This is a genomic window from Emticicia soli, assembly GCF_037860775.1.
GTDB lineage: Bacteria > Bacteroidota > Bacteroidia > Cytophagales > Spirosomataceae > Emticicia > Emticicia soli.
Genome location: NZ_JBBEWC010000006.1, coordinates 437,965 through 464,335 on the forward strand (window position 1 = coordinate 437,965; position 26,371 = coordinate 464,335).

Here is a 26,371-nt window from a genome sequence, read left to right on the forward strand (position 1 = left end):
AACCCTACAAGACCTTTTTGGCAGGCTTTGTAGGGTTCAGTATATGTTCCTGACGATTATGCTACCATTTTTAATTGATAGAACGCCGAGTGTTCGAATTTATTTTGTGCGTAATCGAGTGTTACCGTAAACTCTTTAATATCTTTGTTTGAAGGCAATTCGTACATGATGTCGGTCATGATAGCCTCACAAATTGAGCGCAGCCCTCTGGCACCTAATTTAAACTCCATTGCGCGGTCAACAATATATTCGAGTACTTCCGGTGTAAACTCTAGTTTTACGTCTTCCATGGCAAAAAGCTTCTTGTATTGTTTTACCAAAGCATTCTTCGGGTCTGTTAGGATACGTCTTAAAGTGTCACGGTCAAGCGGATTAAGATATGTAAGTAATGGTAAACGACCGATTAACTCAGGAATAAGCCCAAAAGATTTTAAATCTTGTTGCGTAACAAAACGTAAAAGGCTTGTATTTTCCCATAATTCAACACGTTTGGCATCGTTTGAGAAACCAATCGGGCGGGTATTAATACGCTTTGCAATGTGGCGGTCGATACCATCAAAAGCACCACCGCATATAAACAATATGTTTTCGGTATTTATCTGTACAAGTTTTTGCTCAGGGTGCTTTCTGCCGCCTTGTGGTGGTACACTTACAATTGAGCCTTCTAATAATTTCAATAAACCTTGTTGTACGCCTTCGCCGCTCACATCGCGGGTGATAGATGGGTTATCGCTTTTGCGGGCAATTTTATCTATCTCATCAATATATACAATTCCTCTTTCGGCAAGTTCGGTATTAAAATCGGCAGCTTGCAACAAGCGGCTCAAGATACTCTCAACGTCTTCGCCTACATATCCGGCCTCGGTCAAGACTGTGGCATCGGCAATGGCAAATGGCACCTGCAATACTTTGGCAATTGTGCGAGCCAGGTAAGTTTTACCTGTTCCGGTCTCTCCTACCATAATAATGTTCGACTTCTCAATCGTTACATCATCCTCTTTTTTAGGCTGCATCAAGCGTTTGTAGTGGTTGTACACTGCTACACTCAATACTTTTTTTGCTTCGTCTTGCCCAATCACAAATTGATCGAGGTGGCCTTTCAATTGTGCCGGAGGTTTTAAATCAAATTTTGGTAAATCGTTCTTTTTCTTCTTCTCTTTTTTCGATACCCCATACAATTCCTGTTGCACAAGCTGGTATCCTTGGTCTACACAGTAATTACAGATATTTGCTTCTGTTCCCGATATTAAAAGTTCAACTTCGTTTTTTTTTCTACCGCAGAAAGAGCAATAAGGTTGCTGTCCAAAATCCATTGAGTGTGTTTGTTCTGTTTTTTCTCTTACAAAAGTAAGAAAAATGTTTGAGTTATTAAACTAAAAAAGCCAGAGAGCTACACGTGTAGCTCTCTGGCTTTAACAATATTTTTGCACAAAAAAGTTTACTTAAGGTTGCTTATCGCCCTCTATTGTTGTGCCTTGTAAGCTCAATTTTACTTTAACCACAACTTTATTTTCGTTTCTTACAAACTCAATTTTACCATCATAACCGTCTACCTCAAAAACATTTGCTTCTTTGGTTGGCAATAAGTCTGCCGAGCCTTGTCCTACAGCTTCTCCCATCAATTTGCCATTTTGGAGCGTTACAATTACTTCTTCAAAAGGCGCATCTTTCATTTTGTATTTACCCACATAATCTTTGGCGGCTACAGTGTCAAGAGCAATAGTTGTGTTTGTTTGGGCAGATGCATCAATAGTTAAGGCAAATAAGCCTATAAATAACAGTACTAATAGTTTTTTCATTGTTTAAATGATTTGATGTTGAAAAATGATGAAATAGTTCTGCAAGATAATTATTTTGCTTTTAACAGAAACGAAATTATGATTAGCATTTAATTAAAAACTCTTTATTATCTGAAAATATGTAACAAAACCGATATAAAAACTACATACTTGAAACATTAAAGATAATTTACCTAATAAAATTTGCAACAACAAAAAATATATCTATTTTTGCCAAAAATAAAAGATATATTCTCAATTCAATGGCAAAAGTAACAGAGCATCTGAACAATACTCAAGGGAAGCCCGTTTTCTCAATCGAAATCATACCTCCGGTAAAAGGAAGTAATATAGACGACCTCCTGAAATCAATTGAACCGATGATGGAATTACAACCGCCATTTATTGATGTTACCTTTCATCGGGAAGAATACGTTAGCAAACAATTACCCGACGGAGGCACCAAAGAGATAAAAATACGCAAACGCCCCGGTACTGTGGGTATTTGTGCTTCAATTTTACACAAATTTAAAGTAGACCCTGTACCTCATGTGCTGTGTGGTGGTTTTACAAAAGAAGAAACCGAAGACTTACTAATAGATTTGAATTACCTGGGCATTGAAAACGTGCTGGCTCTGAGAGGTGATTTTGCCAAACCATACAACTCGTTTAAGGCAAAGAAAGATGGCCATTTTTATGCCAACGAACTGGTAAGTCAGATTAATGACATGAATAACGGTAAATACCTGCACGAGGAAACCGAATACATGAGTTCTAGCAATTTTTGTATTGGTGTAGCGGCGTATCCTGAAAAGCACTTTGAAGCTCCTGATTTAGACCAGGATATTGAAAACCTGAAACGCAAAGTTGCCGCCGGTGCCGACTATGTAGTTACGCAGATGTTTTTTGATAACCAGAAATATTTCGACTTCGTAAATCGTTGTCGTGCCGAAGGAATTACGATTCCTATTATTCCGGGCTTGAAGGTGCTGGCTACTAAAAAACAGCTCGATGTATTGCCTAAATTATTTTATCTGGATATGCCCGAGGCTTTCAGAAAAGAAATAATTGCTTGTGAAAACGACAAACAAGCCAAGCAATTGGGTATTGAGTGGTGTGTGCAACAATGCCGTGAGTTAATAGACTTTGGCGTGCCTGCACTACACTTTTATACCATGAGTAAATCAGATACAACACTGGCAGTTGCCAAAAAGGTATTCTGATAAATATTAATGCTACAACAATTATAGCCTTGTAATAAAACAAAAGCGGTGCTAAGAAATCTTAACACCGCTTTTTGTATATTATGCTACGACTTGGGCTTATGCATATAAATCTTCTTTTCCGAATTTGATTACCAATAAAGCATATACCACCGCACGGTATTTGTTACGGTTTGATGAACCCAATTTTTCTACTACTTCGTCAATAGCAGCATCTAATGCAGGGCTATCTGTTAAACCTAATTTACCGATAAGGAAATTGTTTTTTACACGAGCTAATTCTTCAGGGTCTGAAGAAGATACTTTTGAAGAGTCGGCATTGTAAATAGAAGGACCTAAGCCTTTAGCAACGGCTGTTAGTAGGTCTTCACTAATTCCTAAGCCAAGTTCTGCAACTTGTTCTTTGTAGGTCTCAATTGCTTCTGCAAATTTGCTCATTTGTTTTTTAAATTATGGGTGAGTGTTTTTTTGTAAATATTGACGAAAAACTTAGATTTTCCAAATGTTGAAGCAGTTTATTAGTAGTGCTTTACATTAAAAAAACCTTTAATATGACGCCGAAATCAGGCTAAAGTCACAAACCCATATTTTATACAATTAAACACTGATTCGCCTGCGTCGCCCCAGTACCTGCCAAACCTGCTCAACATGTTGATTTTCAACCACATAGGCTTCATCGTACAGATTAACGGTTGGGCATACATGGTAAGGCACGCCATATAAAACATCGCCTACCTTTATTGCATCCCAATCCTGCACTTTCAGCACCCCATGCTCTTCGCTCTGCCCTATTAACTCATAATCAGTCAGGTTCAAGAATCTGATGCGTTTATCGATAGGGTTTTCAGCCGAAACAGCCTTATGCCCCATGTCTACTGTTACAATGCCTTTTTGTGGTTTTGATATTACCCTTGTCAGCACCAAAGCTGCATATTCAAAGGGTTGTTCGGTTAGTTTATCGCCATAACCCCAATCCCACAACACACAAGTGCCTGGGCTGCAATAGGTCTCTGACCGCAAGGCATGAGACGTAAAAGCTGGTGTACCGCCTGCAATCACCATTGGTTTAGTCAAACCTTCGGCTTCTATGGCTTCTAAAAAATGCTTTACATCAACAAAACCCGTATCTATTTCTTGTTTACGTGCTTCAAAATCAGTAGCTCTTATATGCCCGTCGTATACGTGTAATCCGTGTAAATGAATATTCGGTTGGCTAGAAAGGAAACGATATAAAGCTAAGATTTTATCATCAAGCAGATGCCCCGACCTATCCATACCGTTGTTTACATCAAGAAAAACATTTGATACAAGTCCATTTGCTCCGAAAGCTTCGTTGTGTGCTTCGGCCACTTCCTGCGAATCTATCAACGAAGCAAAGGTTACCGCAGGATATAACTTTGTGAGTTGTATTAAACGCTCAATTTTAGGCCCTACCAGCTGATGTGCTATTACTACAAACTTTGCCCCTGCCATAGCTGTTATCTCGGCTTCGGCAATAGTAGCACATTTGAATTTAGTAATGCCCTGTTCTAACATCATTTTTACTACTTCCGGCATTTTGTTGGTCTTTACGTGTGTAAAAAGACGCTCGGTGCTTCCGGCAATAGCAATCATCTTTTTGATGTTTTCTTCTACACGTGCCTTGTATATGAGCAACGATGGCGAGTCGAGTTCGTTTTCGTTGCTTACTTTATACCAATCCATATTCTGCTGATTGTTTAATATTTTTGATGCCTGCAAAATTATTGCTCGTAGATTTCGATAGGCAAATCGTCGGGGTCGGCAAAGAAAGTAAATTTCTTGCCTGTAAATTCATCTATTCTGATTGGCTCAACGTCTACGCCTTTTTGCTCAATGGCTGCTTTAGCTGCTTCTACATCGGCCACTTCAAAGGCAAGATGCCTTAAACCACAAGACTCAGGTCTTGATGGACGAGGTGGTGGATTTGGGAACGAAAACAGTTCTATTACGTAGTTATCATCAATAGCCAAGTCTAATTTATAAGATTGTCGAGCTTCACGGTATACTTCCCTGATAACACGCAAGCCCAGCACCTCGGTATAAAAATGCTTAGATTTGGTATAGTCAGACCCAATGATGGCTATGTGATGAACTTTATTGATTCTAAGCATTTTACTCTTCGTTTAACTCAAACATTACTTCAATTTCAACCGGAATATTATCTGGCAATGTACCCATACCTACTGCCGAGCGCACGCCTATGCCATTTTCTGTTCCCCAAATATCAGCAAATAATTCGCTACAACCGTTAATTACGTAAGGGTGTCTTTCAAAATTGCTGGTAGCGTTTACCATACCCAATATTTTTACTACACGCTTAATTCGGTTAAGGCTGCCTAAAGCTACTTTAAGTGTCGACAAGATGGTTAGCCCAACCTGACGGGCAGCCAATTTTCCGGCTTCAATATCCATGTCTTCCTGAATACGGCCAATGATAAGCGACCCATCTAATTGCACAGGCCCATGACCCGAAACATAGATAAATTTATCAACAATTAAGGCAGGTTTATAAACGCCTTTTGGTGCCGGAGCAGGAGGTAATTCAAGATTTAGTTTTGCGAAATTTTCTTCAGGAGTCATACTCATTTTATAGTTACTAAAATTAAATAGGTTTTATACAAAAAGATTTAAAACTAATACGCCCAATAAGCCTACTACCGAAACGATGGTTTCCATAACTGACCATGTTTTAATAGTATCTTTGATAGATAAATTGAAATATTCTTTAAATAACCAGAATCCGCCATCGTTGAGGTGCGAAAACAATAAACTTCCGGCACCAATCGATAATACCATCAATTCTGGTTTTACACCCGTCTGGTTCTGAATCAGTGGAGCTAATATACCTACGGCTGTTAGTCCGGCCACAGTTGCCGAACCTACACAGAGGCGTAGCACGGCTGCAATGGTCCAACCCAATATTAGCGGATTAATATCAAAACCTTGTAGTTGCATACCGATGTAGTCGCTGGTACCGCTATCTTTTAATATTTGTTTCAAAGCCCCAGCGCCTGCTATAATCAACAATATTACAGCGCAGCTTTTAAAGGCTTCTTCCAGTTGCTTGCTTACTACCTTTATGCTATTACCTTGTTTGATACCCAATAAGTAGATGGCTATTAACAAAGACAATAACATACCTACATAAGGCTCTGCAATCAGTAGCACAATCTGGTTATCAGGCATATAGCCTTTGATAAACGAAGTAAGTGTCAATAAAAACACAGGCATTAAAGCCACCAGTAGGCTTTCAAATAAGCTCGGTTGTTTTTCTTTAGGAATAGGTTTCAGGTTGAACAAAGAGCTATCGATGGCTGGTTTGTATTTTTTCAATGTACGCCCAAATATCGGCCCCGCAATAGCAATGGCCGGAATAGCTACAATGATACCATAGATGAGTGTTTGCCCTACATTGGCATTGAGCTGAGAGGCAATAGCCGCTGGCGATGGGTGCGGTGGCAAGTAGCCATGCGCTACCGATAAAGCCGAGAGCATGGGAATACCCACATATAAAATCGGCATATTGGTTGATACCGCAATAGAGAAAATTAAAGGTACTACAATAATAAAACCTGCATTATAAAACAAGGGAATACCAATAATAAAGCCTGCTAAAGCCAAACCCCATTGCAGGTATTTTTTACCAAAAACATTAATAAGCGTATCGGTAATGCGTTGGGCGGCTCCACTTTCGGCTACCAGTTTACCAAGCATAGCCCCAAAGCCGATAATCAGAATCAAATCGCCGAGGGTTCCGCCGATACCTGTCTGAATGGCTTTGCCAATGGCGGGTACGTCCATGCCGGTTGCCAGACCGAGAGAAATAGCTACTAAAATGAAAGAAATAAAGGTATCGAGTTTCACAAACGCTACCAGTACCACAAGTGCTACAATAGCAATTAAAGTAAGTAAAATAGGCATCAGTTAGAATTAGGTTGAAGGTTGCATCTGCAAGATAAGTAAAAATGTCTAAAGCACCTATCCCGATAAGTACTCAGTGCATTATTTTCCTTACTTCTTCATTGCCTGCGTTCATCAGGTCGAAGGGCAATACCTGTAGCATTAAATCGTCTTCATAATCGAATACCTCGAGCGGTTTTCTGAAGTTTTCGTTGGCCGGATATATCAAAAACAGCTTTTTAGCCTGATATTTTTTGCCGTAGGCATACATCTGGTACAAGTCCGATTGCTCAATGCCGTAGTTCTGTTTAGGCTTTGAGGCATCAATCAGTTTCCATTTTGTATCAAATATCAACACATCTCCGGCATCGTTTTCCACAACAATATCAGGAATAAGCCTGAATCTGGAGTTTTCTCTGTGCTTGGCAATGAGGTGTTTTTGTCGGTCTTGCAGCTTTACCCGATAATCGGCAGGTATGTATTTCTGAAAGAGTTTGCCCACGTAGTTTTCAAACAAAACCTCCATCGGAAACAACAAGGATATTTGTGAGTAATTGCCCGAAAAAGGCAGGAACGATTGTCCGTTCAGAAAAACCCACGCCCATTGCAACAGACTCTCGTATCGCACAAAGTGCGGACTTGGCGTGTTGCTTCTCGTAAAATCCTGAATAAGATTCGTAGACAGGCTAATATCATCAAAAACAGATAGGTTTTGCCAGATACGCTGTTTGGTTACATTGCCAAAGTTATAGGCTTTAAGCCGATGCAGGCAGGTTTTGATGATGCGGTTCTGCGGAATATCGTGCATGAAATCATCGTAGGCAATATGCAACGTGTGTTGTTTCAGTGGATTCTGACGAATGTTTTCGGCAATTAATACCTTGCCCTTAATGTAGGTTTCGTTGGCTTCAATTGTTTCGTAGTTACGGCCTAGCCCTAAGCTGAGCAGTTTTTCTAGCTCGTCTAAAAAAACTTTGACATAGATTTCAAGCAATGGCAGATTACTGATAGCCAGATGTGCGCTTGATAAAGCCTGATAAGATGGTATCTTCTGCAACATTTTAAGCAATATGCGGCGAGCTTCTTTGGGAGATTGCGCAGTAGATTTAGGCAGAATTTCTATCTGGATACTTTCAGAAACCGGAATAAGCCCAACGTAGTTTTTTACCCGTATCTGCTCTTTGCCACGCTGAACCGAATAGGCAAAAAGGGCATCGTTGGCATAGTTAAATATCAACTCTTTTATGCGAAGAAAAACCTTATCTGTTACAAAAACTTCAGCAAAGGAATCAACAGGCGAGTCAAAATCACTCGCTTTTTTTATTGACCCAAACTCTGAAATGACGATGCTTTTTATCAAAATTTTATCTTAATGAAATGTCTAGTATTTTACTAATATCAGTAATATTTTTCAATATTAACAAATATAGGACCGAATAATAAATACATAATATTATATACAAAAATCAAATTATTATAGATTACATTTGAAGTTAGGATTTTATAAAACACTATTTTTTAATAAGTCTTAGATTTCTTTTAAAACAAATATAAAAACTCAATAATTACATAATTATAAATATGAAAAAAACAATAATTGTTACATCAGGAATAGCAAATCAGGGAAAATCAGAAAGTATAAAAAATGTATGTAAAATTATATTAAATACTTTCAACAACGCTGAACCTTCTATAAAAAAAGAATTGATTGATTATACCAAAGATATATTATTGACTATAAAAATTGGTGATATAAAAATTGGTTTTGAAAGTCAAGGAGACCCTAATAGTCGAATGATTTGGGAAGATACTATAAGAAAATTAGCTGATGATGAATTTGACCCTATTCTAGGAGGTTGCCAAATTATTATATGTGCTTCACGTAGCAGTGGAGCTACTGTTGAAAAAATTGAAGAAATCTCAGTAAAACATAGTTATGACACTATTTGGAAAAGTAATTTAACAAGCAAGAATTTGTTAACTAGATCGAACCTTAATCGAATTTCAGCACAAAACACTATTGATTTGATTAAGTCAATTATTAGTGGTGAAATATAAATCTAGCAGATATATTATCTTAAATTCAAAATATAAAAATAATGAAAAGCAATACTGACTTAGAAGGTTTATAAGAGCTTTTAAGTCAGTATTGCTGTAACTATCTAACTATTGTGTCTATTAATTTCCTTTTTTAATAATATAAATATTCCTAATTATATCCTCCCACTATACTTAGCAATCTTCTGATGTAGTTCTTTTGGATTAAAAGGCTTGGTTACGTAGTCGTTCATGCCTACGTTAAAGGCCCTGTCCTGATTATTGAGGGTAGCTGAGGCCGTCAAAGCAATAATTGGTATCTCGGCGCCTGTTTCACGTATCTTTTCTACTGCCGTGTAGCCGTCCATTTCGGGCATCAGTAAGTCCATCAGAATCAGGTCATACTCATTATTCTTAAATTTATCTATTGCTATTAGGCCATTTTCAGCCGTATCAAAAGTAACTTTCCATTTTTCAAGGAATTTCGATGCCACTTTGATATTCACAAAATAATCGTCAACCAACAATAGTTTTACACCTTCAAGGCTCACATCGCTGTCATTTTCAGCTAGAGCTACAGCCATTTGCTGTTTAAGTGTAGTGCCTATTCTTAAGTCTATTGTAAAAGAGAATTCGGCTCCTTTACCAGCTTCACTTTCAAGCTCTATATCGCTGCCATGCAGTTGCACTAGTTTTTTACTGATTACCAGCCCTAAACCCGTACCACCAAATTTGCGGGTAGTTTCGGAGTTTGCCTGTGTAAAGCGTTCAAAAATCAGTTTTTGTTTATCTGGCGGAATCCCTATTCCACTGTCTTTTACCGAGAAGAAAATACGTGCTTTTTCATCATCTTTTTTCACTACCGACACCTCAATCGTTATGCTTCCGTTGAGGGTAAATTTAACAGCATTAGAAACCAGATTGGCTAGCACCTGCCCTATTCTCAACGAGTCACCAATCAGTGTATTCGGAATATCATCGTCGAGCATCAGTTTAATTCTGTTGCCTTTTTCTTCTGCTTTTACCTGATTGGCCTTTTTAATGTTAGAAACCAGCAGTTTCAAATCGAAAGGCATTTCTTCCAACTCTACTTTTCCGGCTTCAATCTTGCTAAAATCTAAGATGTCGTTAATGAGCAAATGCAGGTTTTCGGCCGAAAACTGTAAGGTTTTCAGGTTTTCCATTACCGATGGCGTTTGCTCTTCTTGCTGCATCAGGTAAGTAAGACCAATAATAGCATTGAGCGGTGTTCTGATTTCATGACTCATCATCGACAAAAACTCCGATTTTGCCTGTGTGGCATTTTCGGCTACTTCTTTGGCATGAATCAACTCAGCTTCAATCTGTTTTCTTGCCTGAATTTGTCTTTGAAGCAAATCTACCAACGACGACAAATCGCTGTCACGCACCGAAAGACCATCGCTTTCGGGTGTTTCGAGCAAATAAATAGCCTCAATCAGTTTTTCAACCGAACTGCGGCGCTGTTCTATCTCGCTTTTTAGTTTTCTATTTATTTCATAATACTCCTGCTCATTCAAGAGCGCCGAATGTTCCGAAAGTTCCTTATCTCGGTCGGAACTATGATAAGAGTCGTTTACTGCTTTAATGAAGTTCTGAAAAGCTTCATTTTTTAAACATTCTTCCGAAAGATATTTTTTTACTTGTTTGACGAGTAATCTATGTAGGTTATCGAGCTCCATTGTATTAATTCTCAGATAGGGTAGTAATGGTCATGGTTTGGTTATGCAATTCGCATTGCGCATTTGGGCGGAGTGGCGAAATCTCTCCGTAAGAATAGAATCCAGTGATTACAGTTTCTTTACCAAAAACCTCTCTGGCTGCCTCTACTTCTTCCTCTGTACGTTGCCCTAAAACCAATTTACGCCCTACACAACTGATAAGCAAAGCCAATTCAGGCGCCTTATCTAAATGCTTGATAGAAGTTTGTGCTGCTGTTGATGAAGCATCAACCAGATGGTCGAAATTGGCTTTCATAAACCTTACCATTGCTCCTTCGGGTAGTTCTCCGGCAAAGGTCATACTTTTCTTATCTTCGTCTATCGTCAGAATCGTTCTTACGATGGGCTCCGAATCAGGTTTTACACGCATTGATAGCGGGAATAGCAAAGCAGCACCCGGTAATTCTTTGGCGTATTTACCTAAATATTCTTTATATAAATCAAGCGCAGCTTTATCGCCTATTTTATATAGTACATTGTATTCTGACTCAGTCACTTCTCTTTCGGGGCCAAAAACATCCCAGCCGCCCATAGTGCCATGCCCTACTTTTAGGTCTTTGCTATACAAGCCAACGCCTACAATACGGCCTTCGGTTGGTTGTTCGTTAAGCCCAACCAATGTTTTTTCAAAGCGACCGGCATCACCGGCCAGCCCGCCCGAAATCGGAATTTCATGATTAGTAGCTATGTTCAAAGCTTCTATCAATTTACTGCCATTTACCTTGCCTCCATCCGAAATCACCAGAATAGCAGCCAAATCGTCGGCTATCAGGTTTTGTGCAATCGTTTCGCCTGCACTAAAACTTTCGGTATGGGCAGTAATATCAATTTTGATTGTTTTTACAGTAGTTTTTTCAAACTCAATAGCTGTTACAATAATCGAATCATCATGAACACTATCGGCATAAATTTCGCCAGAGGTAGAGTTTATAATAATCTCAGCAGCAGGGTATTCCTTTTGTAAAGCCGGATAAGGATTATTCGATTCAAGTAATTTTCTTTCACCAAAAGCCAGCACTAATTGGGCTTTTTGATTTAAGAAATTTTCGTCTTTAGATAATTCTTTCCACTCTTTACCGACAAACTTAGTTTGACATATTTTCATCTGATGTTAGGTTTCAAAATATTAAGCAAAAATTACAATTATTTTTGTACAAAAACCATACTATTTTTTATCAGAACACTATAAATGCTGTATAATTGGGCATAAAACACAACTATAATGCTAAATTTCCTTTCAAAACACCTATTTAAACATAATTGATTAAAAGGTTACGTTTAATTGTTGGGCAAAAAAAATTTATGCCAGTTTGATTAATTTTAGATTAAAATTTTGTCAAAGACTCACTGTACCTTCGTCAATCTTAATTACATAGCTTTTTCCGCCTACTGCATCAATGGCATCAGCCACTTTCTGAGGGTCGTTTGGTGCATAAACAAACATACAACCACCGCCACCTGAGCCATTGATTTTACCACCTAAAGCACCTGCTTCTATAGCTGCCGAGAGCATACGCTCAATTTTAGGCGTTGATATTTGTAAAAGGTCTCTCAAGATACTATGGTGTTCGGTCAGCAGTTTGCCCAACAGCTCGTCGGTCATGCTCTGTTTACTGAACATGTCTAAGGCTTCACGTAAAATATCCCGGTTTCTTAATGTACCACTCAGCAATTCATATTCATCTTTACTCAAAAAATCTATCAATTGCTCTTTCTCATACGATTTGAAAGTGTGTAATGAAAAAGAAGGAATCTGCATTTTTATTTTGGCAATCAAATCTAAACGAGCGAATTTGGCTCTTTGCAATACACCAATCGTATCTTTAGGCTCAAGCGAATCGGCCAATACAAAAGCCCCCAGACTAGGCTTTAGTGCTTCGGCTGTTACTTCGGGTTCGAATTGCAGATAAACAGCATTGCCGATGGCTGTTGATAGTTGGTCCATCATTCCGCCCGGCTCATTAAATTCAACTATTTCGGCTACATAAGCCAATTCGCCTAATTCTTTGGGGCTGAACTCGTGTGGATTATCGGCCAGTTTTGATAAAAAATGAAGCCATGTAACCAATAAAGCCGAAGAACTTGAAGTACCTGAGTTGATAGGAATATTGCCATGCACAGTACACTCAAAACCTTTCGAAAACCTTAAGCCTTTATCTAATAATACATTGTATCCACTTCTGAAATAATCACGTTTTTCAAGATACGGCAGGCGGGTATCTGATACCTCCATTTGTAGTTCTGAATTAATGTCGGGCAGATGAACGATAATCTTTCTATCATCACGGTGGTCTCCCTCAATCTGCACTCTTCTCGAAATAGCAGCTGCAATAACCGGTAAGCCTAGATAATCCTGGTGTTCACCAAAAAGGCAGATTCTGCCCGGAGTAGATATTTTTAACATTGTATCAATAATTGTGGTAGTGAGTCAGTAGTTGTACTGAATGCTATTTTCAGGCGCTCATCATAATAGGTTCTACTGAATAACAAATAAGGTTAAAATTGAATTGATTACAAAAATAGTAAAATATAAAGTAAATAAAATAGCTGCCTTCCGAACTAGTACGTGTTGGTGCAAACCACCTAGCCTGCAATAGTTGCTCCACCTGCCTCATAGATGTGCATCAGGTGAGTTAAAGCACAATTGTGGGGAGAGAATGCCACAGCTTTAGCCAGAGCATACTACCCAATATACGTGTATATAAGCATTTTGGGGTATCTGGCATACAATTTTAACGATTATAAGCGTGGTAAGCTTCAGAAGTCTTATACAGCTACGAGGCCAATAAAGCCATACTATTAAAAATATTAACAACTAAATTCATTCACACAATGGGAAATTTACTGTATATAATCGCCGTGATTCTACTTATTTCTTGGGCAGTCGGATTCTTTGCATATAGTGCCGGGGGCATTATTCATATTCTGCTAGTAATTGCCGTAATCTCAATTCTGTTAAGAATTATTCAAGGGAATAAGGTCATAAAATAAATTAGTTTAAAATTAGTACAGCAACAAGGTACCACTCGGTCGAGTCGGGATATTATTAAATTCGCATACTTTAAAATCATGAAAAAAGCATTTTTTATTACAGCAATGGCTGCTCTTTTGGGCATCAATGCTTATGGGCAGGACGGAGTTTCAAATTCTTCAACAGGTATTCATCTTGGCTTAAAAGCAGGTATGAATTACTCGAACATTTATGATTCAAAAAGTGAAGAATATGATGCGCAAGGGAAGTATGGTGTAGCCGGGGGTTTATTCCTTGCTATTCCAATCGGAAGATTTTTGGGGATTCAGCCCGAATTAATGTACTCACAAAAAGGGTATCGGCAATCAGGTAGTTTTTTAGCTAGTAATTACGAGTTTACACGTACATCTCACTATCTTGATATTCCATTATTGGTTTCTATCAAGCCTACCGAGGTGCTAACGATACAGCTTGGTCCGCAATTTTCGTATCTGATGAAACAGAAAAATGTTTTTAACACTGGCTTAGGTAGCGTTACGAACCAGAATCAATTCGATAACGATAATATCCGTAAGAATACTTTAGGTGCAGTTGTTGGGCTCGACTTTAACTTTAACCGGGTTGTTTTTGGTACGAGAGCAGGTTGGGATTTGCAAAACAACAATGGAGACGGTACCTCTACTAACCCACGTTATAAAAATGTGGTAGTGCAGGCAACTTTAGGTTTCAGACTTTTCTAAAATCCTGAAAACAAAAGGTAAAATTATAAAAAAGAGCCGTTGTTCAGCATAATGAACAACGGCTCTTTTTATATCTGAAATATTGCTATTATGCGTGTGCTGGTTTCTTGCCTCTTTGCCAGAAATACAGACCTGCAAATAATACAACAAGTACTATCGGGAACAACGTTAAAATACCGAGTACTTCTTGCCCTGCCGCTAACTCAAGTTGCTCGCCCTGAAGACCCAGACTTGCCTGGTTTGCTTTGGCTGTATCAAGCCATTTACCGATTTGTGGATTCATGAATGCTTGAGACAACATACCGATACCACCAATCACCGACATACCTAATGCACCACTAAGTGGTACTCTTTCGGCTGTGAAACCAATCATGGTTGGCCAGAAATAAGCCACACCCATTGCAAAGAATATAGCTGCTACATAAGCCATAGTACCAGTTTGCGTACTAAACAAGTAAACACCTATAGTAGCCAAAACTGCTGAACCTAGTAAAACACCTGTTTGGTCGAATTTATGAATGATGGCTCCACCAAAGAAACGAGCTACAGCCATTAAACCAGTAACCAAAGCTAAAATCAACATTGGCTTAGCACCACTACTTTTCAAAATTAAGCCTACCCATTGTTGTGGGCCAAACTCAGTAGTAGCAGTTAAAATCATACATACAAATATGAAGATAAATAGCGGCGTAGCCATTGCTTTCAGGTTGTTGCCAACAGATGTTGCACCTTCAACTTTTGGCTTAGGGAATGCTTGTCCGTAAAACAAGAAAGCATAGATAAGCGTCGGAATAAGAATAAACCAGATTTGTGTCTGCCATGCAAAGCCCATAGTAGTCATTAATTCAGACAACAAACTTCCTACTACAATCCCACCAGGGAACCACATGTGGAATCTGTTTAGCATCGTATTCATTTTTGTGCCTGAATACGTATCGGCAATCAAAGGGTTACAAGCGGCCTCTGTACAACCATTACCAAGCCCAATCAAGAACGTTGAAATCAACAAACCAATGTAGCTACCACCATAGATAGTTAGAATGATTCCGGCAAAATGAGCAAAAAATGCAAACTGCATAATGATTTTCGGCCCGATAGTATGGTAAACCAATCCACCGATAATCATCGAAAGCGGAAAACCATAGAACCACATCGAGTTGATGTATCCTACTTCTTCGCCTGTAAGGTTTAATTCTGTTTGAAGTTGAGGTAAAATACCTGCCCTGATACTGAATGAAAATGCTGTAGTAATTAGCGCAAAACAACTTGCGTTAAAAAGACGCGAATCATTAACCATAGTGTTTATAAATTATTTTTAGGGTTTAATAAATTTCTGAACGTAAAAGTAGCTTTTTTTATATTCTTTCAAAAGAAAATGATATTTATAATTGTATTTTATACAATTAACGTGCTATTTAGTGTTGATTCTTTAAAAAAGCATGGTAAATAAAGCCAATTACCACCGAAATAAGCATTTGATTGAGTATAAACGCACCAAAAACCTTCACTCCTGTAAGCCAGAGATTCTCTTCATAGAATTGCTTGGCAGCCCAGGTAGCATAGAGTAAAAACAAAAAGAAAAACGTGTATAAAATAATGTTGTAATACTCACGAAAAAGGTTTACAAAAACAACAAATATCAACAAGAAAAATATAAACCTGAAACCACCCAGAAAACAGTGAAAGATGATGTTTTCGGCAAAGTTGTACTTCTTCTTTCTGAAAAACAACCATGTAAAAAAGGCTTGTATGGGTACAGAAGCAACAAAAATCCAGTTTACACGCTTGGTTACAATGGCCGAAATAGGGTTTGTTGTTTTGGGGTTAACATCAAACAAATGAAAATAAGAAGATAAAAAGGCTGAAATGGCTACAGTAATTAAGAAGAAATTAAAAGGGTTATAGTATTTTTTTCGTTGCCCGGCCACATACTCTTTTACTACCTCGCCCGGCCTGATAGCCAGTTCTTTTACCAGATAAAAAATTCCTGAATCGGCGTGGGTAAAGGCATGAATTACTTCATGAAAAAGAAAATGTGTATTTATGCGATGAACCGACGATTTTTGCCCACAAGTTGGGCAAAACTTGAATGATTCCTGGTTTTCCTGATGGCAATTTAGGCAGGTTTGCATAGAAATTGGTCGATTATTAGAGAAATAAAAGGAATTGTTAATTGTAAAATCAGATTAAACCTTTTTAATTTACACAAAGTTATAGTTTTGCCTTGCATTTGCAAATTCATGCGTTTAATGATATTGTAAAGCGTTTTTTGAAAGTAAAATTAAGATTCAACAACCTATGCACAAGCCTCTATCGGCCAATCAAATTTCTCAATAGAATTGTGTTAGCAAGGTTATCTGTCATCGTATTAAAAACAAGGTCGTTTTTCATAGAATATGTTTATGAAAGGCGGTTTTAATTTATAGATTAATCATAATTTCAACCCTTTAGTCTACAATATGCAACGAAAAATTCGAATGGGAATGGTTGGTGGCGGTCGTGGTGCTTTTATTGGCGCTGTCCACCGAACAGCTGCTGCCATTGATGGCGAAATCGACTTAGTTTGTGGGGCTTTTAGTTCTACTGCCGAAAAATCAAAAGCATCGGGCGAAGATTTAATGCTTGCTCCTGAGCGATGCTATGGCGATTTCAAAGAAATGATTCAGAAAGAGAAACGTCGCAAAGATGGTATTGATGCGGTTTCTATTGTTACTCCTAACCACATGCACTTTGCCCCTGCCAAAATGGCCCTTGAAAACGGCTTCCATGTGATTTGTGATAAACCAGTTACTTTTACTCTTTCTGAAGCCAGAAAGCTTAAAGATATTGTTGAAAAAACAGGCCTTACCTTTGCCCTTACTCACAATTACACGGGGTATCCGATGGTAAAGCAGGCACGTCATTTAGTACAAAGTGGTGCTTTGGGTCAAATCCGTAAAGTAGTGGTTGAATACCCACAAGGCTGGCTGGCGTTTCTGGAAGAAAAACGTGGCTACAAACAAGCCGAGTGGCGTACTGACCCTAAACGCTCGGGCATTGCCGGCGCAGTTGGCGACATTGGTACGCACGCCGAAAACCTTGCCGAGTATATCACGGGTCTGAAAATAACAGAAATGTGTGCCGATGTAAGCACTTTTGTTGAAGGCCGCTTACTAGACGACGACGCAAACATTTTATTACATTTTGAAGGTGGTGCTAAAGGTATTTTGCATTGCAGCCAGATTGCCAATGGCGATGAAAACAACCTGAATATACGTGTTTATGGCGAACTAGGCAGTGTGCATTGGTATCAGCAAGAGCCTAATACTTTGGTTCATAAGTCGCAGGAGTTTCAGAAGGTTTATCGCCCGTCGGTAGGGAATCTATGCCCTGAAGCCAAAGCTAATATCCGTCTTCCATCGGGCCATCCGGAGGGGTATCTGGAAGCATTTGCTAATATTTACCGCAATTTTGCCCGTACTGTTCGTAAACGAATGAACGGCGAAACTCCAAACGAAATAGATTTGGATTTCCCGACCATAGAAGACGGTATCAGAGGTATGCAATTTGTAGAAACGGTAATCGCCTCAGGTAAAAGCAATACGAAGTGGGTGAAGTTTAAATCGTGATAAAAAATAATTTAGTGATGTTTGTCTGAACTTTGATTTACCTGATTGAACTGATTATAATGATTTAATACATGGTTCTTGAAGCTGTTTTTATTAATCAGTTCAATCATATAAATCAGGTAAATCACAGTTCAAGACACTCAATCACTCAAAAACATAAACTAGAAAAATGAAAACAATAAAAGGACCAGCAATATTTTTAGCGCAATTTCTGGGCGATGAGGCCCCTTTTAACTCTTTAGATACGATTGCCGACTACATGGCAGACTTAGGCTATAAAGGTATTCAGATTCCTACTTGGGATAGCCGCATGATTGACCTGCAAAAAGCTGCTGAGTCGAAAACTTATACCGACGAACTAAAAGGCAAATTAGCTGACAAAGGTTTGGAGATCACAGAACTATCAACACACTTACAAGGACAGTTGATTGCTTCGCATCCAACCTATAATGCAATGTATGATGCTTTTGCACCTGCATCGGTACACAACAACGAAAAAGCACGCCGCAAATGGGCAGAGCAACAATTGTTGTGGGCTGCTAAGGCTTCTCAAAATTTGGGTCTTTCTACACACGTTGGTTTCTCAGGTGCATTGGCATGGCCATTTTTATACCCTTGGCCACAACGCCCTTCTGGTCTGATTGAAACAGCTTTTAAAGAATTGGCTCGCCGTTGGAAACCAATCCTGAATGCTTTCGACGAAAGTGGTGTTGATTATTGCTATGAACTTCACCCAGGTGAAGATTTGTATGATGGTACAACTTTCGAGATGTTCCTTGATTACCTGAAAGGACACAAACGTGCTTGTATCAACTACGACCCAAGCCACTTTTTGCTACAACAATTAGATTATCTGGCTTTCATTGACCTATACCACGACCGCATTAAGGCATTCCACGTAAAAGATGCTGAGTTTAATCCATCTGGTCGTCAGGGTGTTTATAGTGGTTATGCTGGTTGGGCAAACCGTGCCGGACGCTTCCGTTCGTTAGGTGATGGCCAGGTTGACTTCTCGGCTATTTTCAGCAAACTTTCTCAATACGACTACGATAGCTGGGCTGTATTGGAGTGGGAATGCTGCATTAAATCGTCAGAGCAAGGTGCTGCCGAAGGTGCTCCATTTATTGCGAGCCACATCATTCAGGTAGCAACCCGTGCATTTGATGATTTTGCTGCTACCGGTGCCGACGAAAAAGTAAATCGCAAAACCTTAGGTATTTAAGCAATAGCAAGACATAATGATATATAAAAGGGGCATATCTTGCCCCTTTTATACGAATAAATCATCAGCTTCGTTATAGTTGGCGATTCGAACATTAAAATTTTTTCACATTTGGTTTGATTTTGATTTATTACGTACTTTTGGATTCAAAATCAACCTCAATCTTACATTACATGAAAAAAATTCAATTTGGTGGAGTGGCTTTAATGGCTCTTCTTATGACCTGCGCTACCACTACATTTGCACAAAAAAAGGGCAAAGCAGTATCAATTTTCAACGGTAAAGACTTCACAGGCTGGCACACCTTCAATAAAACTGAACCTATTTCAGACAAATGGCAAATAGAAGACGGTGCAATGCACCTGACAGCCAGAGGTGGCGGCGATTTAGTTACCGACAAAGAATACGAAAACTTTGAATTAGAACTTGACTGGAAAATTGCCGAAGGTGGCAATAGTGGGGTTATGTGGGGTGTAATAGAAGACAAAAAATTCTGCTGCCCATACATGACAGGCCCTGAAATGCAGGTATTAGACGACGAGCGTCATGCTGATGCTAAAGCAGGTAAAGACGGTAACCACAAAGCAGGTTCGTTATATGACCTTATTCCTCCGGCAAGTTTTGAGTATGTAAAACCAGCTGGCCAGTGGAACACTGCTAAAATGAGAATCGACCATAAAGCGAACAAAGGTACTTTCTGGTTAAATGGCAAACAAACCGTACAATTTGACCTTTCGGGTCCGGGTTGGGATGCGCTTGTTGCTAATAGCAAATTCAAAAAATGGGCAGATTTTGCTAAGTACCCTAAAGGCAAAATTGCTCTGCAAGACCACGGTGATAAAGTGTGGTACAAAAATATTAAAATCAAAGAAATCTAAAATTCTTTAGATTCTTAGTTTCAAAAGCCTGTGTTTCTTGTACGAGACGCAGGCTTTATTTTTTGGTATAGTTATTGATAAAGTCTTAAATAAGTATGACCTATCTCTAAATAATACTCGTTTGAGTTTTAAAATTTTATCAAGCAAAACAATGAAAAGTACAAATTACCTTGCCCGATTTTTTTGTACATTGCTGTGTACATTTATTGGTATTTCTGTGGCTACCGCCTCAAATACAGCTCCAAAAAAGACACTAAAAGAAAAAATGCTTTCAGACATTGATTTCGTAGCACCCCACAAAATAGTAGTTCCTTATGCAGGCAAAACTATTGAAACTACTGCAAAACTAATAGTAGCTAACCTCAATTATAGTAATATTACCAATTCGACAAAAGTAAATAGTATTGTGAATGCTAACACAGGTATTAAAACAGTTGCTTGCCAGGCTCCGGCTTGCACTCCGGTTACTATTACCAAAACTAAATCGTTGTGAGTTTTTCGGTTTCAGGAAGCAAAGGAGTGGTTTATTAAGGTTCAATAAGCATTCTTTTCTATCATGCGTGGATGTTTGGTTATGAACCGCTGTTTCCATTTCGGTGAATAAAACGGTCCGCCGTCGCGGTCACCGTCTAATAAAACAAAGGAATTTTATCTCTACCCCCGACTTAAACGGTCCGCCGCAGCGGTCGGGGTATACATTAAAATATTCCATTGTTACATTAGGCACCCAATTTATTGGGTGAACACAGGTATTAGCTATTACTATTGAATCGTTCTTTGAAACTAGATTTTGGCTCATACCTTTCAAAGAACGCCTATTTCTTAAACCTTAATCACTACTTCTTGCTCAACTTCTCTTTTGCTTCTTCACTACTGCTTACAAAACTCACGGCACGGCCATTATTGCTTTCATAAATAAAATCACGCAGGCTCTTGCTTGTGTATTTCGAGAAGTCGCCAACGATGGCAAGCGGAACACGATAATTTGAAAATTTCTGTAGAATTTCTCCTGCAAGCTTTGTCTTCAAATCAAAGAAATCGGGTGTTATGTTCTTGGCATGAATAATCACTTTTTCAGCACCCGAATACGTAGCATTTGCCATTACATCAAGTGCATCTTGCACATCTTTAATCACTATCTCGTCGGCAATCAATTCTGCTATAAAAACTCCGTTGTGGTTTGTTATTTCAATGTTCATATTTTTCAGTCGTTTCTGGCTCAAAGATAGAGTTTTTGCTTCTTCACTTGTTATCATTACCCATTTATCAACAAAAAAAATACCCCTTGGTTTAAACGCTGAGCGTTGTTGCTTGTCTAAGTTGTTTTGTCTGACAATAAAGATTAAAGTTTATTCGTTTGACTTAAATTGGTTACTTTTGCAAATCTTTTAACAAAAAAAGTCAGGAATGAAGAAAATAACATTAGGTTTTTTAATGATTTTTGGATGCATTAATTTAGGTTTTTCTCAGAACATTGCCCTCAACACTTCAACAAAAACAATCAAAGAAGATAATTGGAAAGGATTAAGTCCACTGCTTGAAGTAAATGACATTCTCCGCTATATTTACAGCGACCCTCTCAAAGAAAATTACATACATACGATCCCTGCAGGTTATCCCCTCGACAAAGACATTCACATCAATTCCTTTTATGGTTCACGTAATCATCCCGTTCACCAAGTGGCGAAGTTTCATCGTGGAATTGATTTGAAAGGAGGCACGGGCGAAAAAGTGTATGCAACAGGCGAAGGCGAAGTGGTAGAAGCTGGTTATAAAAGCGACATCGGCAATTATGTAAAAATCAAACACTTGTATGGTTTTGAGTCTATTTATGGGCACTTGAGCAAAATATCTGTAAAGAAAGGGCAGAAAGTGTCACGCCGCCAGTTATTAGGTAAAGTAGGTGCAACAGGTACTGTTACAGGCCCGCATCTGCACTATACTTTAAAGAAAAACAATCAGTTTATCGACCCATTCGATTTTCTGTTTCTCGATTTCGAATCTGAAGGTATCAGCTTTATGTGGCAACAGAAAGGCAAACTCGCCTGATGTGAGCAGAAGATTAGAGAAAAGAAGAGCCCCATTGAGGGCTTTTTTTATTGGCGTAAGGCTTAAAAATGCTTTTAACTAAAGTGGTTTATCTAATTAATATACAAAAAATTCATCTTATTATACAGAGTGCCTCATAAATCAATAATTATGTATAATTTTGAGAAATTAAACTGTTATTAACCCCATTGAAAAAGAAGAGGTCTATCTACGATGTTGCCAACGAGCTTCAGGTTTCGGTAACTACACTATCTTTTGTACTGAATGGCAAAGGCCAAGAAAAAAGAATCAGCAAAGAAGTAATCAATAAAATTGAAGCCTATATTAAAGAAATAGGCTACCAACCCAATCATTTAGGCCGCAGTTTAAGCACCGGAAAGAGCAAAACCATAGGCATGATTGTTGGCGATATAAACAACCCTTTCTTCTCTGAAGTAGCCAGCGTTATAGAGAAAATTGCCGTGAAAGCCGGTTATACGCTCATTGTGGCTAGTTCGAACAACGAACTGAACCAGATGAAGTCGGTAATAAAACTATTGAACGACCGTAATGTAGACGGCTTTATTATATCGCCGGTTGCAGGTATTGAAGAAGTAATTGCCGACCTGAAGAAGGACGAAAAACCAATGATTATCTACAATTGCTATTTTCCCGAGCTCAATACTTTCAATATATTGGTCGATAATAAACAAGGGGCATTTGAAGCGACCAGCCACCTTTATGATAACGGCTTCCGTAACATTGCTTGTATCACACTCGACCTTTACAGCCAAGTTGACCGTATTGGCGGTTATAGCGATTTTCTGGCATCAAAAAATCTGGACACGCATATTCTTCAATTGCCTTACGAACTGAATTACGAAGAAATAATCAATAAGATCAGCCATTTTCTTACCTCAAACGAAAACCTGGACGCTGTGTTTTTCAGTACCAACTTCCTTACCCTTGGTGGCTTGAAAGCACTTAGCAAGTTGGGTGGTAAATATGCACAAATGGGTATCGTAAGTTTCGACGACCATTTATTGTATGATGTACTGAATCCGGGTATTACGGCTATCAAACAACCGATAACAGAAATCTCGTCGACTATCATTAACAACCTGCTTGAAATGCTCGATGTCTCTGGCAACAAAGTGACCGAACCTCAAACCATTATATTTCCGGTTGAATTAATAGTTCGACAATCGTCTTTTAAACGCTGATACATTTTATGCAAGACCAGCTCATAGCCTATTTTTCGGCAATTATGCCACTAACAGCAGAAGAAATTGCGGGTATCAGAGAAAGTATGTGCATACGAACTTTCAAAAAGGGGACAGTTTTGCTGAAAGAAGGGCAAATAGCCAAAGAATGCTATTTTGTGCTAAAAGGCTGTGTAAGACAATATTATGTGGTAGAAGGCGAAGAGAAAACATCAAACTTCTTTACCGAAAATCAATGGGTGGTATCGGTCAATAGTTTTATGAACAAAACTCCCGCCAATCATTATTTTGATTGTACCGAAGAAACCACATTGGTAATAGGCACCGAACAAAAAGAGAATGATTTATACAGTCAGTTCCCGAAATTTGAGAAACTGGCACGCATTGCCTTAGAAAAAGGTTTTGGCGAACAACAAGCAATAGTAGCCACTCGTGTAACCGACTCGCCCGAACAACGTTATCTGCAACTACTGACACAGCAACCTGCCCTTGTACAAAGAGTACCGCAATATCAGTTAGCCAGCTATCTTGGTATAAAACCTGAATCGTTGAGCCGAATCAGAAAACGGATAGCATTGAAAGCTAAAGCAGAGCAATAGCAGCTTATGCTGCCTTATAAAAGCCTTTTGTAAGCAACCAGACTGCAAAGCCCACTTCAAACAAGCCTCCTGGCATGGCCAATAAGATGCCGATGTTATAACCTGAAAGTTCCCCTAATGCACCAACGAATAACAAAAAATATCCCAGGATACCCCATACCGACAGCCATCGGGCAATGAGTTTTGTCTGATACAAAACCGCACAAAAGCATATACTGCCTAAGCCCAGTATAAGCATAGCAATCTGGTAAAACAGGTAATTTGCCTTTATTAACAAAGTGCCTGTAAGTGCAAAATACGTTTGTTGGGCAATGACTGTTTTTTCAGCCAACTGACCAGCACTTAGCAACAACCAAAGGCATACGATACCTGCTATGAGCAAAATTCCCTCAACAATTCGTGTTATCAGGTACACCAGAGCTATTGATTTGTTTTTATGTGCTAAAATCGGGTAAAAGCAAATACCAATCACGGCAACTGTAACAGAGTTGATAAGCATAAGTAATGCCCCTGTGCCTATTTGCGCCTGATTCCCTGTAATAATCTGCAAGTAATTTTCTTTCTCAATGATTGATGTAATAAGCCCATTGCCAATGCCATAACTTAGCAAAGGAATCAGGAACAAAACGCCGATTATACGGGCGGTATTTTTGTAAATTTCCATCGTCTGAATAATAGTAATGTTTCCACAAAACTATAGCTTGTAAATTCCAGACTCGTTGACCTGGGTTAAGAAATGTGATTACATCACGATTATTTTAGCGATGATTTTACATTGTTAACAGAAAATCATCCTCTTGGTAAGTTTAGTTTTTTTTAAATTTGTGGGTGCTCTTGATTAGTGTATAGCTTCTGTCGGCAGCCCCAAAAAAGCCATCCAACATAGAAAACCAACATAAATTGTACTTTACCAAGAAAAAAATACGCTCAATAAATTTTATTTTTTTTGTTTGTCTCCTCTCTAGAATTTAGATAAATTTGAAACACCCTATTTCCCTTTTGAAGCAGTTTTTATCATAAGCTGCACTTTATGCACGCCATTCTTACTGTAATCAGGTTTATTCTGAAAAAGCAGGTAGTTATTGCTTTTGTCGTATATGACTTACTTCTTGAATGCTAATTTCCGATTCTTTAATAAAAACGCTATAAGTACTTTGTTACTTACATATAGCATAGCCATTAATTCTATGGGAAAAAATTACACTTATTTTCCGGATTTTCGGTTCACATATTTTGTCTTCGCCTTAAAAGTCCGACATGAATCGCCTCTAAATCTTATGGTTTTTCTCTGTTTTTATAATACCCAAAGCAGCCACTTGGTATTTCCATTTAAACAGTCTAAAATTGCTATTATCTCAAGAAAGCAATGCCATAGATACCCTTACTAAGCGTACATCAAAATTTTATACATTTAACCACATAAAAGTAAATCATGAAAAAAATCTCCCTTCTACTCTTATTTTTCATTCCAATAGCACTCTTTGCCCAGGCACCGGCGGGGATTCCGTATCAGGCTATTGCACGGAATGCAAGCGGCAACGCACTCATTAATCAGAACATCAGCGTTAGATTTAGCATATTTAATGGTAGTGCCACAGGCACTCTTGTGTATGCCGAAACACAAACTACCACAACCAACAATTTAGGTTTGTTTACAGTAACTGTAGGTAAAGGAACACCACAAACCGGAACATTCGGCGCAATAAACTGGGGTAATGGAAGCAAATTTCTGCAAGTAGAGCTTGACCCGACTGGTGGCAGCACTTATGTTAATCTTGGTACAACCCAGATGCAAAGCGTGCCTTATGCACTCTATGCTGCTAATAGTGGAACACCCGGTGTAACAGGGGCTACCGGAGCTACGGGGCCTACCGGGGCACAAGGGCCACAAGGTATCGCTGGGGCAACAGGCCCAACAGGAGCTATTGGTGCTACTGGTGCCACAGGAGCACAAGGCCCACAGGGGATACAAGGTGTTACAGGTAATACTGGGGCTACTGGGGCAAATGGATTAACAGGACCAACTGGTGCCCAAGGCCCGCAGGGTATTCAAGGTATTGCGGGGGCAACCGGAGCAAAAGGTGCAACCGGGACAACTGGAGCAACTGGCCCGACGGGAGCAACTGGCGCACAAGGCCCACAAGGTGTACAAGGCGTTACGGGTAATACTGGGGCTACAGGTGTAACCGGGCCTACTGGACCGACTGGTGCACAAGGCACACAGGGTATTCAAGGTATTGCGGGGGCAACCGGAGCAAAAGGTGCAACCGGGACAACTGGAGCAACTGGCCCGACGGGAGCAACCGGCGCACAAGGCACACAGGGTATTCAAGGTGTTACAGGTAGTACAGGTGCTACTGGTGTAACCGGGCCTACTGGACCGACTGGTGCGCAAGGCACACAG

At 39.1% G+C, this 26,371-nt stretch carries 27 protein-coding genes; 12 read left to right on the forward strand and 15 right to left on the reverse strand.

Annotated features, from left to right (window positions below):
• Positions 1–56 precede the first annotated feature (56 nt).
• Both clpX and WAE64_RS11985 read right to left on the reverse strand, forming a co-directional pair.
• A complete protein-coding gene (gene clpX / locus WAE64_RS11980) occupies positions 57–1,313 on the reverse strand; it encodes an ATP-dependent Clp protease ATP-binding subunit ClpX (protein WP_340236729.1) in 1,257 nt (418 codons plus the stop codon).
• A 129-nt stretch (positions 1,314–1,442) separates the two neighbouring features.
• Entirely contained in the window at positions 1,443–1,799 is a 357-nt protein-coding gene (locus WAE64_RS11985; protein WP_340236731.1) for a hypothetical protein, read from the reverse strand.
• Positions 1,800–2,041: 242 nt separating this feature from the next.
• Between WAE64_RS11985 and metF the strand changes: the two genes are divergently transcribed.
• Positions 2,042–3,001: a methylenetetrahydrofolate reductase [NAD(P)H] gene (gene metF / locus WAE64_RS11990; RefSeq protein WP_340236732.1), complete on the forward strand. Its 960-nt coding sequence runs from the start codon at positions 2,042–2,044 to the stop codon at positions 2,999–3,001.
• A 99-nt stretch (positions 3,002–3,100) separates the two neighbouring features.
• On the opposite strand, the gene WAE64_RS11995 is transcribed toward metF, so the two are convergent.
• The 6 genes from WAE64_RS11995 to WAE64_RS12020 all read right to left on the reverse strand — a co-directional run bounded on the left by WAE64_RS11995 (position 3,101) and on the right by WAE64_RS12020 (position 8,282).
• Positions 3,101–3,439 (reverse strand): DUF2853 family protein, encoded by a 339-nt coding sequence (locus WAE64_RS11995; RefSeq protein WP_340236734.1) that lies wholly within the window; start codon positions 3,437–3,439, stop codon positions 3,101–3,103.
• Between the two features lie 159 nt (positions 3,440–3,598).
• Positions 3,599–4,705, reverse strand: a complete 1,107-nt coding sequence (locus WAE64_RS12000) for a D-TA family PLP-dependent enzyme (RefSeq protein ID WP_340236735.1) — start codon at positions 4,703–4,705, stop codon at positions 3,599–3,601.
• Positions 4,706–4,743: 38 nt separating this feature from the next.
• Complete coding sequence (gene gloA2, locus WAE64_RS12005; protein WP_340236736.1) at positions 4,744–5,133, reverse strand: SMU1112c/YaeR family gloxylase I-like metalloprotein; 390 nt, start codon at positions 5,131–5,133, stop codon at positions 4,744–4,746.
• A 1-nt stretch (position 5,134) separates the two neighbouring features.
• The gene (locus WAE64_RS12010; protein ID WP_340236737.1) at positions 5,135–5,608 is read right to left on the reverse strand and encodes a RidA family protein; all 474 of its coding nucleotides are present in this window, start codon (positions 5,606–5,608) and stop codon (positions 5,135–5,137) included.
• A gap of 27 nt (positions 5,609–5,635) precedes the next feature.
• On the reverse strand, positions 5,636–6,943 hold the full coding sequence (locus WAE64_RS12015) for a gluconate:H+ symporter (RefSeq protein ID WP_340236739.1): 1,308 nt from the start codon (positions 6,941–6,943) through the stop codon (positions 5,636–5,638).
• Between the two features lie 73 nt (positions 6,944–7,016).
• Complete coding sequence (locus WAE64_RS12020; RefSeq protein WP_340236743.1) at positions 7,017–8,282, reverse strand: McrC family protein; 1,266 nt, start codon at positions 8,280–8,282, stop codon at positions 7,017–7,019.
• Between the two features lie 221 nt (positions 8,283–8,503).
• Between WAE64_RS12020 and WAE64_RS12025 the strand changes: the two genes are divergently transcribed.
• A complete protein-coding gene (locus tag WAE64_RS12025) occupies positions 8,504–8,980 on the forward strand; it encodes a hypothetical protein (protein ID WP_340236744.1) in 477 nt (158 codons plus the stop codon).
• Positions 8,981–9,135: 155 nt separating this feature from the next.
• Here WAE64_RS12025 and WAE64_RS12030 read toward each other — a convergent pair whose 3' ends face one another.
• The 3 genes from WAE64_RS12030 to WAE64_RS12040 all read right to left on the reverse strand — a co-directional run bounded on the left by WAE64_RS12030 (position 9,136) and on the right by WAE64_RS12040 (position 13,102).
• Positions 9,136–10,659, reverse strand: a complete 1,524-nt coding sequence (locus WAE64_RS12030; RefSeq protein ID WP_340236746.1) for an ATP-binding protein — start codon at positions 10,657–10,659, stop codon at positions 9,136–9,138.
• A gap of 4 nt (positions 10,660–10,663) precedes the next feature.
• Positions 10,664–11,803, reverse strand: coding sequence for an FIST signal transduction protein (locus WAE64_RS12035; RefSeq protein WP_340236747.1), 1,140 nt, complete (start codon positions 11,801–11,803; stop codon positions 10,664–10,666).
• Positions 11,804–12,034: 231 nt separating this feature from the next.
• The gene (locus tag WAE64_RS12040) at positions 12,035–13,102 is read right to left on the reverse strand and encodes a mevalonate kinase family protein (protein WP_340236749.1); all 1,068 of its coding nucleotides are present in this window, start codon (positions 13,100–13,102) and stop codon (positions 12,035–12,037) included.
• 428 nt (positions 13,103–13,530) lie between these two features.
• Between WAE64_RS12040 and WAE64_RS12045 the strand changes: the two genes are divergently transcribed.
• Both WAE64_RS12045 and WAE64_RS12050 read left to right on the forward strand, forming a co-directional pair.
• Positions 13,531–13,689 carry a lmo0937 family membrane protein gene (locus tag WAE64_RS12045; RefSeq protein WP_340236751.1) on the forward strand — a complete coding sequence of 53 codons (159 nt, stop codon included), beginning with the start codon at positions 13,531–13,533 and terminating at the stop codon, positions 13,687–13,689.
• A 78-nt stretch (positions 13,690–13,767) separates the two neighbouring features.
• The gene (locus WAE64_RS12050) at positions 13,768–14,409 is read left to right on the forward strand and encodes a porin family protein (protein ID WP_340236752.1); all 642 of its coding nucleotides are present in this window, start codon (positions 13,768–13,770) and stop codon (positions 14,407–14,409) included.
• An 88-nt stretch (positions 14,410–14,497) separates the two neighbouring features.
• Here the strand turns inward: WAE64_RS12050 and WAE64_RS12055 are convergent, their stop codons facing one another.
• Positions 14,498–15,715 carry an MFS transporter gene (locus WAE64_RS12055; protein ID WP_340236772.1) on the reverse strand — a complete coding sequence of 406 codons (1,218 nt, stop codon included), beginning with the start codon at positions 15,713–15,715 and terminating at the stop codon, positions 14,498–14,500.
• 109 nt (positions 15,716–15,824) lie between these two features.
• Entirely contained in the window at positions 15,825–16,541 is a 717-nt protein-coding gene (locus WAE64_RS12060) for a DUF3667 domain-containing protein (RefSeq protein WP_340236754.1), read from the reverse strand.
• Between the two features lie 327 nt (positions 16,542–16,868).
• Between WAE64_RS12060 and WAE64_RS12065 the strand changes: the two genes are divergently transcribed.
• The 4 genes from WAE64_RS12065 to WAE64_RS12080 all read left to right on the forward strand — a co-directional run bounded on the left by WAE64_RS12065 (position 16,869) and on the right by WAE64_RS12080 (position 20,610).
• Positions 16,869–18,017, forward strand: coding sequence for a Gfo/Idh/MocA family protein (locus tag WAE64_RS12065; RefSeq protein ID WP_340236755.1), 1,149 nt, complete (start codon positions 16,869–16,871; stop codon positions 18,015–18,017).
• Positions 18,018–18,186: 169 nt separating this feature from the next.
• Complete coding sequence (locus WAE64_RS12070) at positions 18,187–19,239, forward strand: sugar phosphate isomerase/epimerase family protein (protein ID WP_340236756.1); 1,053 nt, start codon at positions 18,187–18,189, stop codon at positions 19,237–19,239.
• A 173-nt stretch (positions 19,240–19,412) separates the two neighbouring features.
• Positions 19,413–20,117, forward strand: coding sequence for a 3-keto-disaccharide hydrolase (locus tag WAE64_RS12075; protein WP_340236759.1), 705 nt, complete (start codon positions 19,413–19,415; stop codon positions 20,115–20,117).
• Positions 20,118–20,268: 151 nt separating this feature from the next.
• A complete protein-coding gene (locus WAE64_RS12080; protein ID WP_340236761.1) occupies positions 20,269–20,610 on the forward strand; it encodes a hypothetical protein in 342 nt (113 codons plus the stop codon).
• Between the two features lie 343 nt (positions 20,611–20,953).
• On the opposite strand, the gene WAE64_RS12085 is transcribed toward WAE64_RS12080, so the two are convergent.
• On the reverse strand, positions 20,954–21,373 hold the full coding sequence (locus WAE64_RS12085; protein WP_340236762.1) for a DUF4180 domain-containing protein: 420 nt from the start codon (positions 21,371–21,373) through the stop codon (positions 20,954–20,956).
• Between the two features lie 151 nt (positions 21,374–21,524).
• On the opposite strand from WAE64_RS12085, the gene WAE64_RS12090 reads away from it, so the two are divergent.
• From WAE64_RS12090 to WAE64_RS12100, 3 genes are all read left to right on the forward strand, one after another.
• Positions 21,525–22,166 carry a M23 family metallopeptidase gene (locus WAE64_RS12090; RefSeq protein ID WP_340236763.1) on the forward strand — a complete coding sequence of 214 codons (642 nt, stop codon included), beginning with the start codon at positions 21,525–21,527 and terminating at the stop codon, positions 22,164–22,166.
• Positions 22,167–22,354: 188 nt separating this feature from the next.
• A complete protein-coding gene (locus tag WAE64_RS12095; RefSeq protein WP_340236764.1) occupies positions 22,355–23,368 on the forward strand; it encodes a LacI family DNA-binding transcriptional regulator in 1,014 nt (337 codons plus the stop codon).
• An 8-nt stretch (positions 23,369–23,376) separates the two neighbouring features.
• Positions 23,377–23,967, forward strand: a complete 591-nt coding sequence (locus WAE64_RS12100) for a Crp/Fnr family transcriptional regulator (protein WP_340236765.1) — start codon at positions 23,377–23,379, stop codon at positions 23,965–23,967.
• Between the two features lie 4 nt (positions 23,968–23,971).
• Here the strand turns inward: WAE64_RS12100 and WAE64_RS12105 are convergent, their stop codons facing one another.
• Positions 23,972–24,631, reverse strand: a complete 660-nt coding sequence (locus WAE64_RS12105; protein ID WP_340236766.1) for a DUF4386 domain-containing protein — start codon at positions 24,629–24,631, stop codon at positions 23,972–23,974.
• 768 nt (positions 24,632–25,399) lie between these two features.
• Between WAE64_RS12105 and WAE64_RS12110 the strand changes: the two genes are divergently transcribed.
• Positions 25,400–26,371, forward strand: a 972-nt coding sequence (locus tag WAE64_RS12110; protein WP_479690972.1) for a collagen-like domain-containing protein, incomplete at its 3' end; no start/stop codon positions are given.

Coding starts and splice junctions, on each gene's coding strand:
- WAE64_RS12100 (WP_340236765.1), top strand. CDS start 23,377: ATGCAAGACCAGCTCATAGCCTATTTTTCGGCAATTATGCCACTAACA.
- WAE64_RS12080 (WP_340236761.1), top strand. CDS start 20,269: ATGAAAAGTACAAATTACCTTGCCCGATTTTTTTGTACATTGCTGTGT.
- WAE64_RS12070 (WP_340236756.1), top strand. CDS start 18,187: ATGAAAACAATAAAAGGACCAGCAATATTTTTAGCGCAATTTCTGGGC.
- WAE64_RS12025 (WP_340236744.1), top strand. CDS start 8,504: ATGAAAAAAACAATAATTGTTACATCAGGAATAGCAAATCAGGGAAAA.
- WAE64_RS12090 (WP_340236763.1), top strand. CDS start 21,525: ATGAAGAAAATAACATTAGGTTTTTTAATGATTTTTGGATGCATTAAT.
- WAE64_RS12085 (WP_340236762.1), bottom strand. CDS start 21,373: ATGATAACAAGTGAAGAAGCAAAAACTCTATCTTTGAGCCAGAAACGA.
- WAE64_RS12000 (WP_340236735.1), bottom strand. CDS start 4,705: ATGGATTGGTATAAAGTAAGCAACGAAAACGAACTCGACTCGCCATCG.
- WAE64_RS12040 (WP_340236749.1), bottom strand. CDS start 13,102: ATGTTAAAAATATCTACTCCGGGCAGAATCTGCCTTTTTGGTGAACAC.
- WAE64_RS12060 (WP_340236754.1), bottom strand. CDS start 16,541: ATGCAAACCTGCCTAAATTGCCATCAGGAAAACCAGGAATCATTCAAG.
- WAE64_RS12035 (WP_340236747.1), bottom strand. CDS start 11,803: ATGAAAATATGTCAAACTAAGTTTGTCGGTAAAGAGTGGAAAGAATTA.
- clpX (WP_340236729.1), bottom strand. CDS start 1,313: ATGGATTTTGGACAGCAACCTTATTGCTCTTTCTGCGGTAGAAAAAAA.
- WAE64_RS12015 (WP_340236739.1), bottom strand. CDS start 6,943: ATGCCTATTTTACTTACTTTAATTGCTATTGTAGCACTTGTGGTACTG.
- gloA2 (WP_340236736.1), bottom strand. CDS start 5,133: ATGCTTAGAATCAATAAAGTTCATCACATAGCCATCATTGGGTCTGAC.
- WAE64_RS12045 (WP_340236751.1), top strand. CDS start 13,531: ATGGGAAATTTACTGTATATAATCGCCGTGATTCTACTTATTTCTTGG.
- WAE64_RS12075 (WP_340236759.1), top strand. CDS start 19,413: ATGAAAAAAATTCAATTTGGTGGAGTGGCTTTAATGGCTCTTCTTATG.
- WAE64_RS12030 (WP_340236746.1), bottom strand. CDS start 10,659: ATGGAGCTCGATAACCTACATAGATTACTCGTCAAACAAGTAAAAAAA.
- WAE64_RS12065 (WP_340236755.1), top strand. CDS start 16,869: ATGCAACGAAAAATTCGAATGGGAATGGTTGGTGGCGGTCGTGGTGCT.
- WAE64_RS11985 (WP_340236731.1), bottom strand. CDS start 1,799: ATGAAAAAACTATTAGTACTGTTATTTATAGGCTTATTTGCCTTAACT.
- WAE64_RS12105 (WP_340236766.1), bottom strand. CDS start 24,631: ATGGAAATTTACAAAAATACCGCCCGTATAATCGGCGTTTTGTTCCTG.
- WAE64_RS12010 (WP_340236737.1), bottom strand. CDS start 5,608: ATGAGTATGACTCCTGAAGAAAATTTCGCAAAACTAAATCTTGAATTA.
- metF (WP_340236732.1), top strand. CDS start 2,042: ATGGCAAAAGTAACAGAGCATCTGAACAATACTCAAGGGAAGCCCGTT.
- WAE64_RS11995 (WP_340236734.1), bottom strand. CDS start 3,439: ATGAGCAAATTTGCAGAAGCAATTGAGACCTACAAAGAACAAGTTGCA.
- WAE64_RS12050 (WP_340236752.1), top strand. CDS start 13,768: ATGAAAAAAGCATTTTTTATTACAGCAATGGCTGCTCTTTTGGGCATC.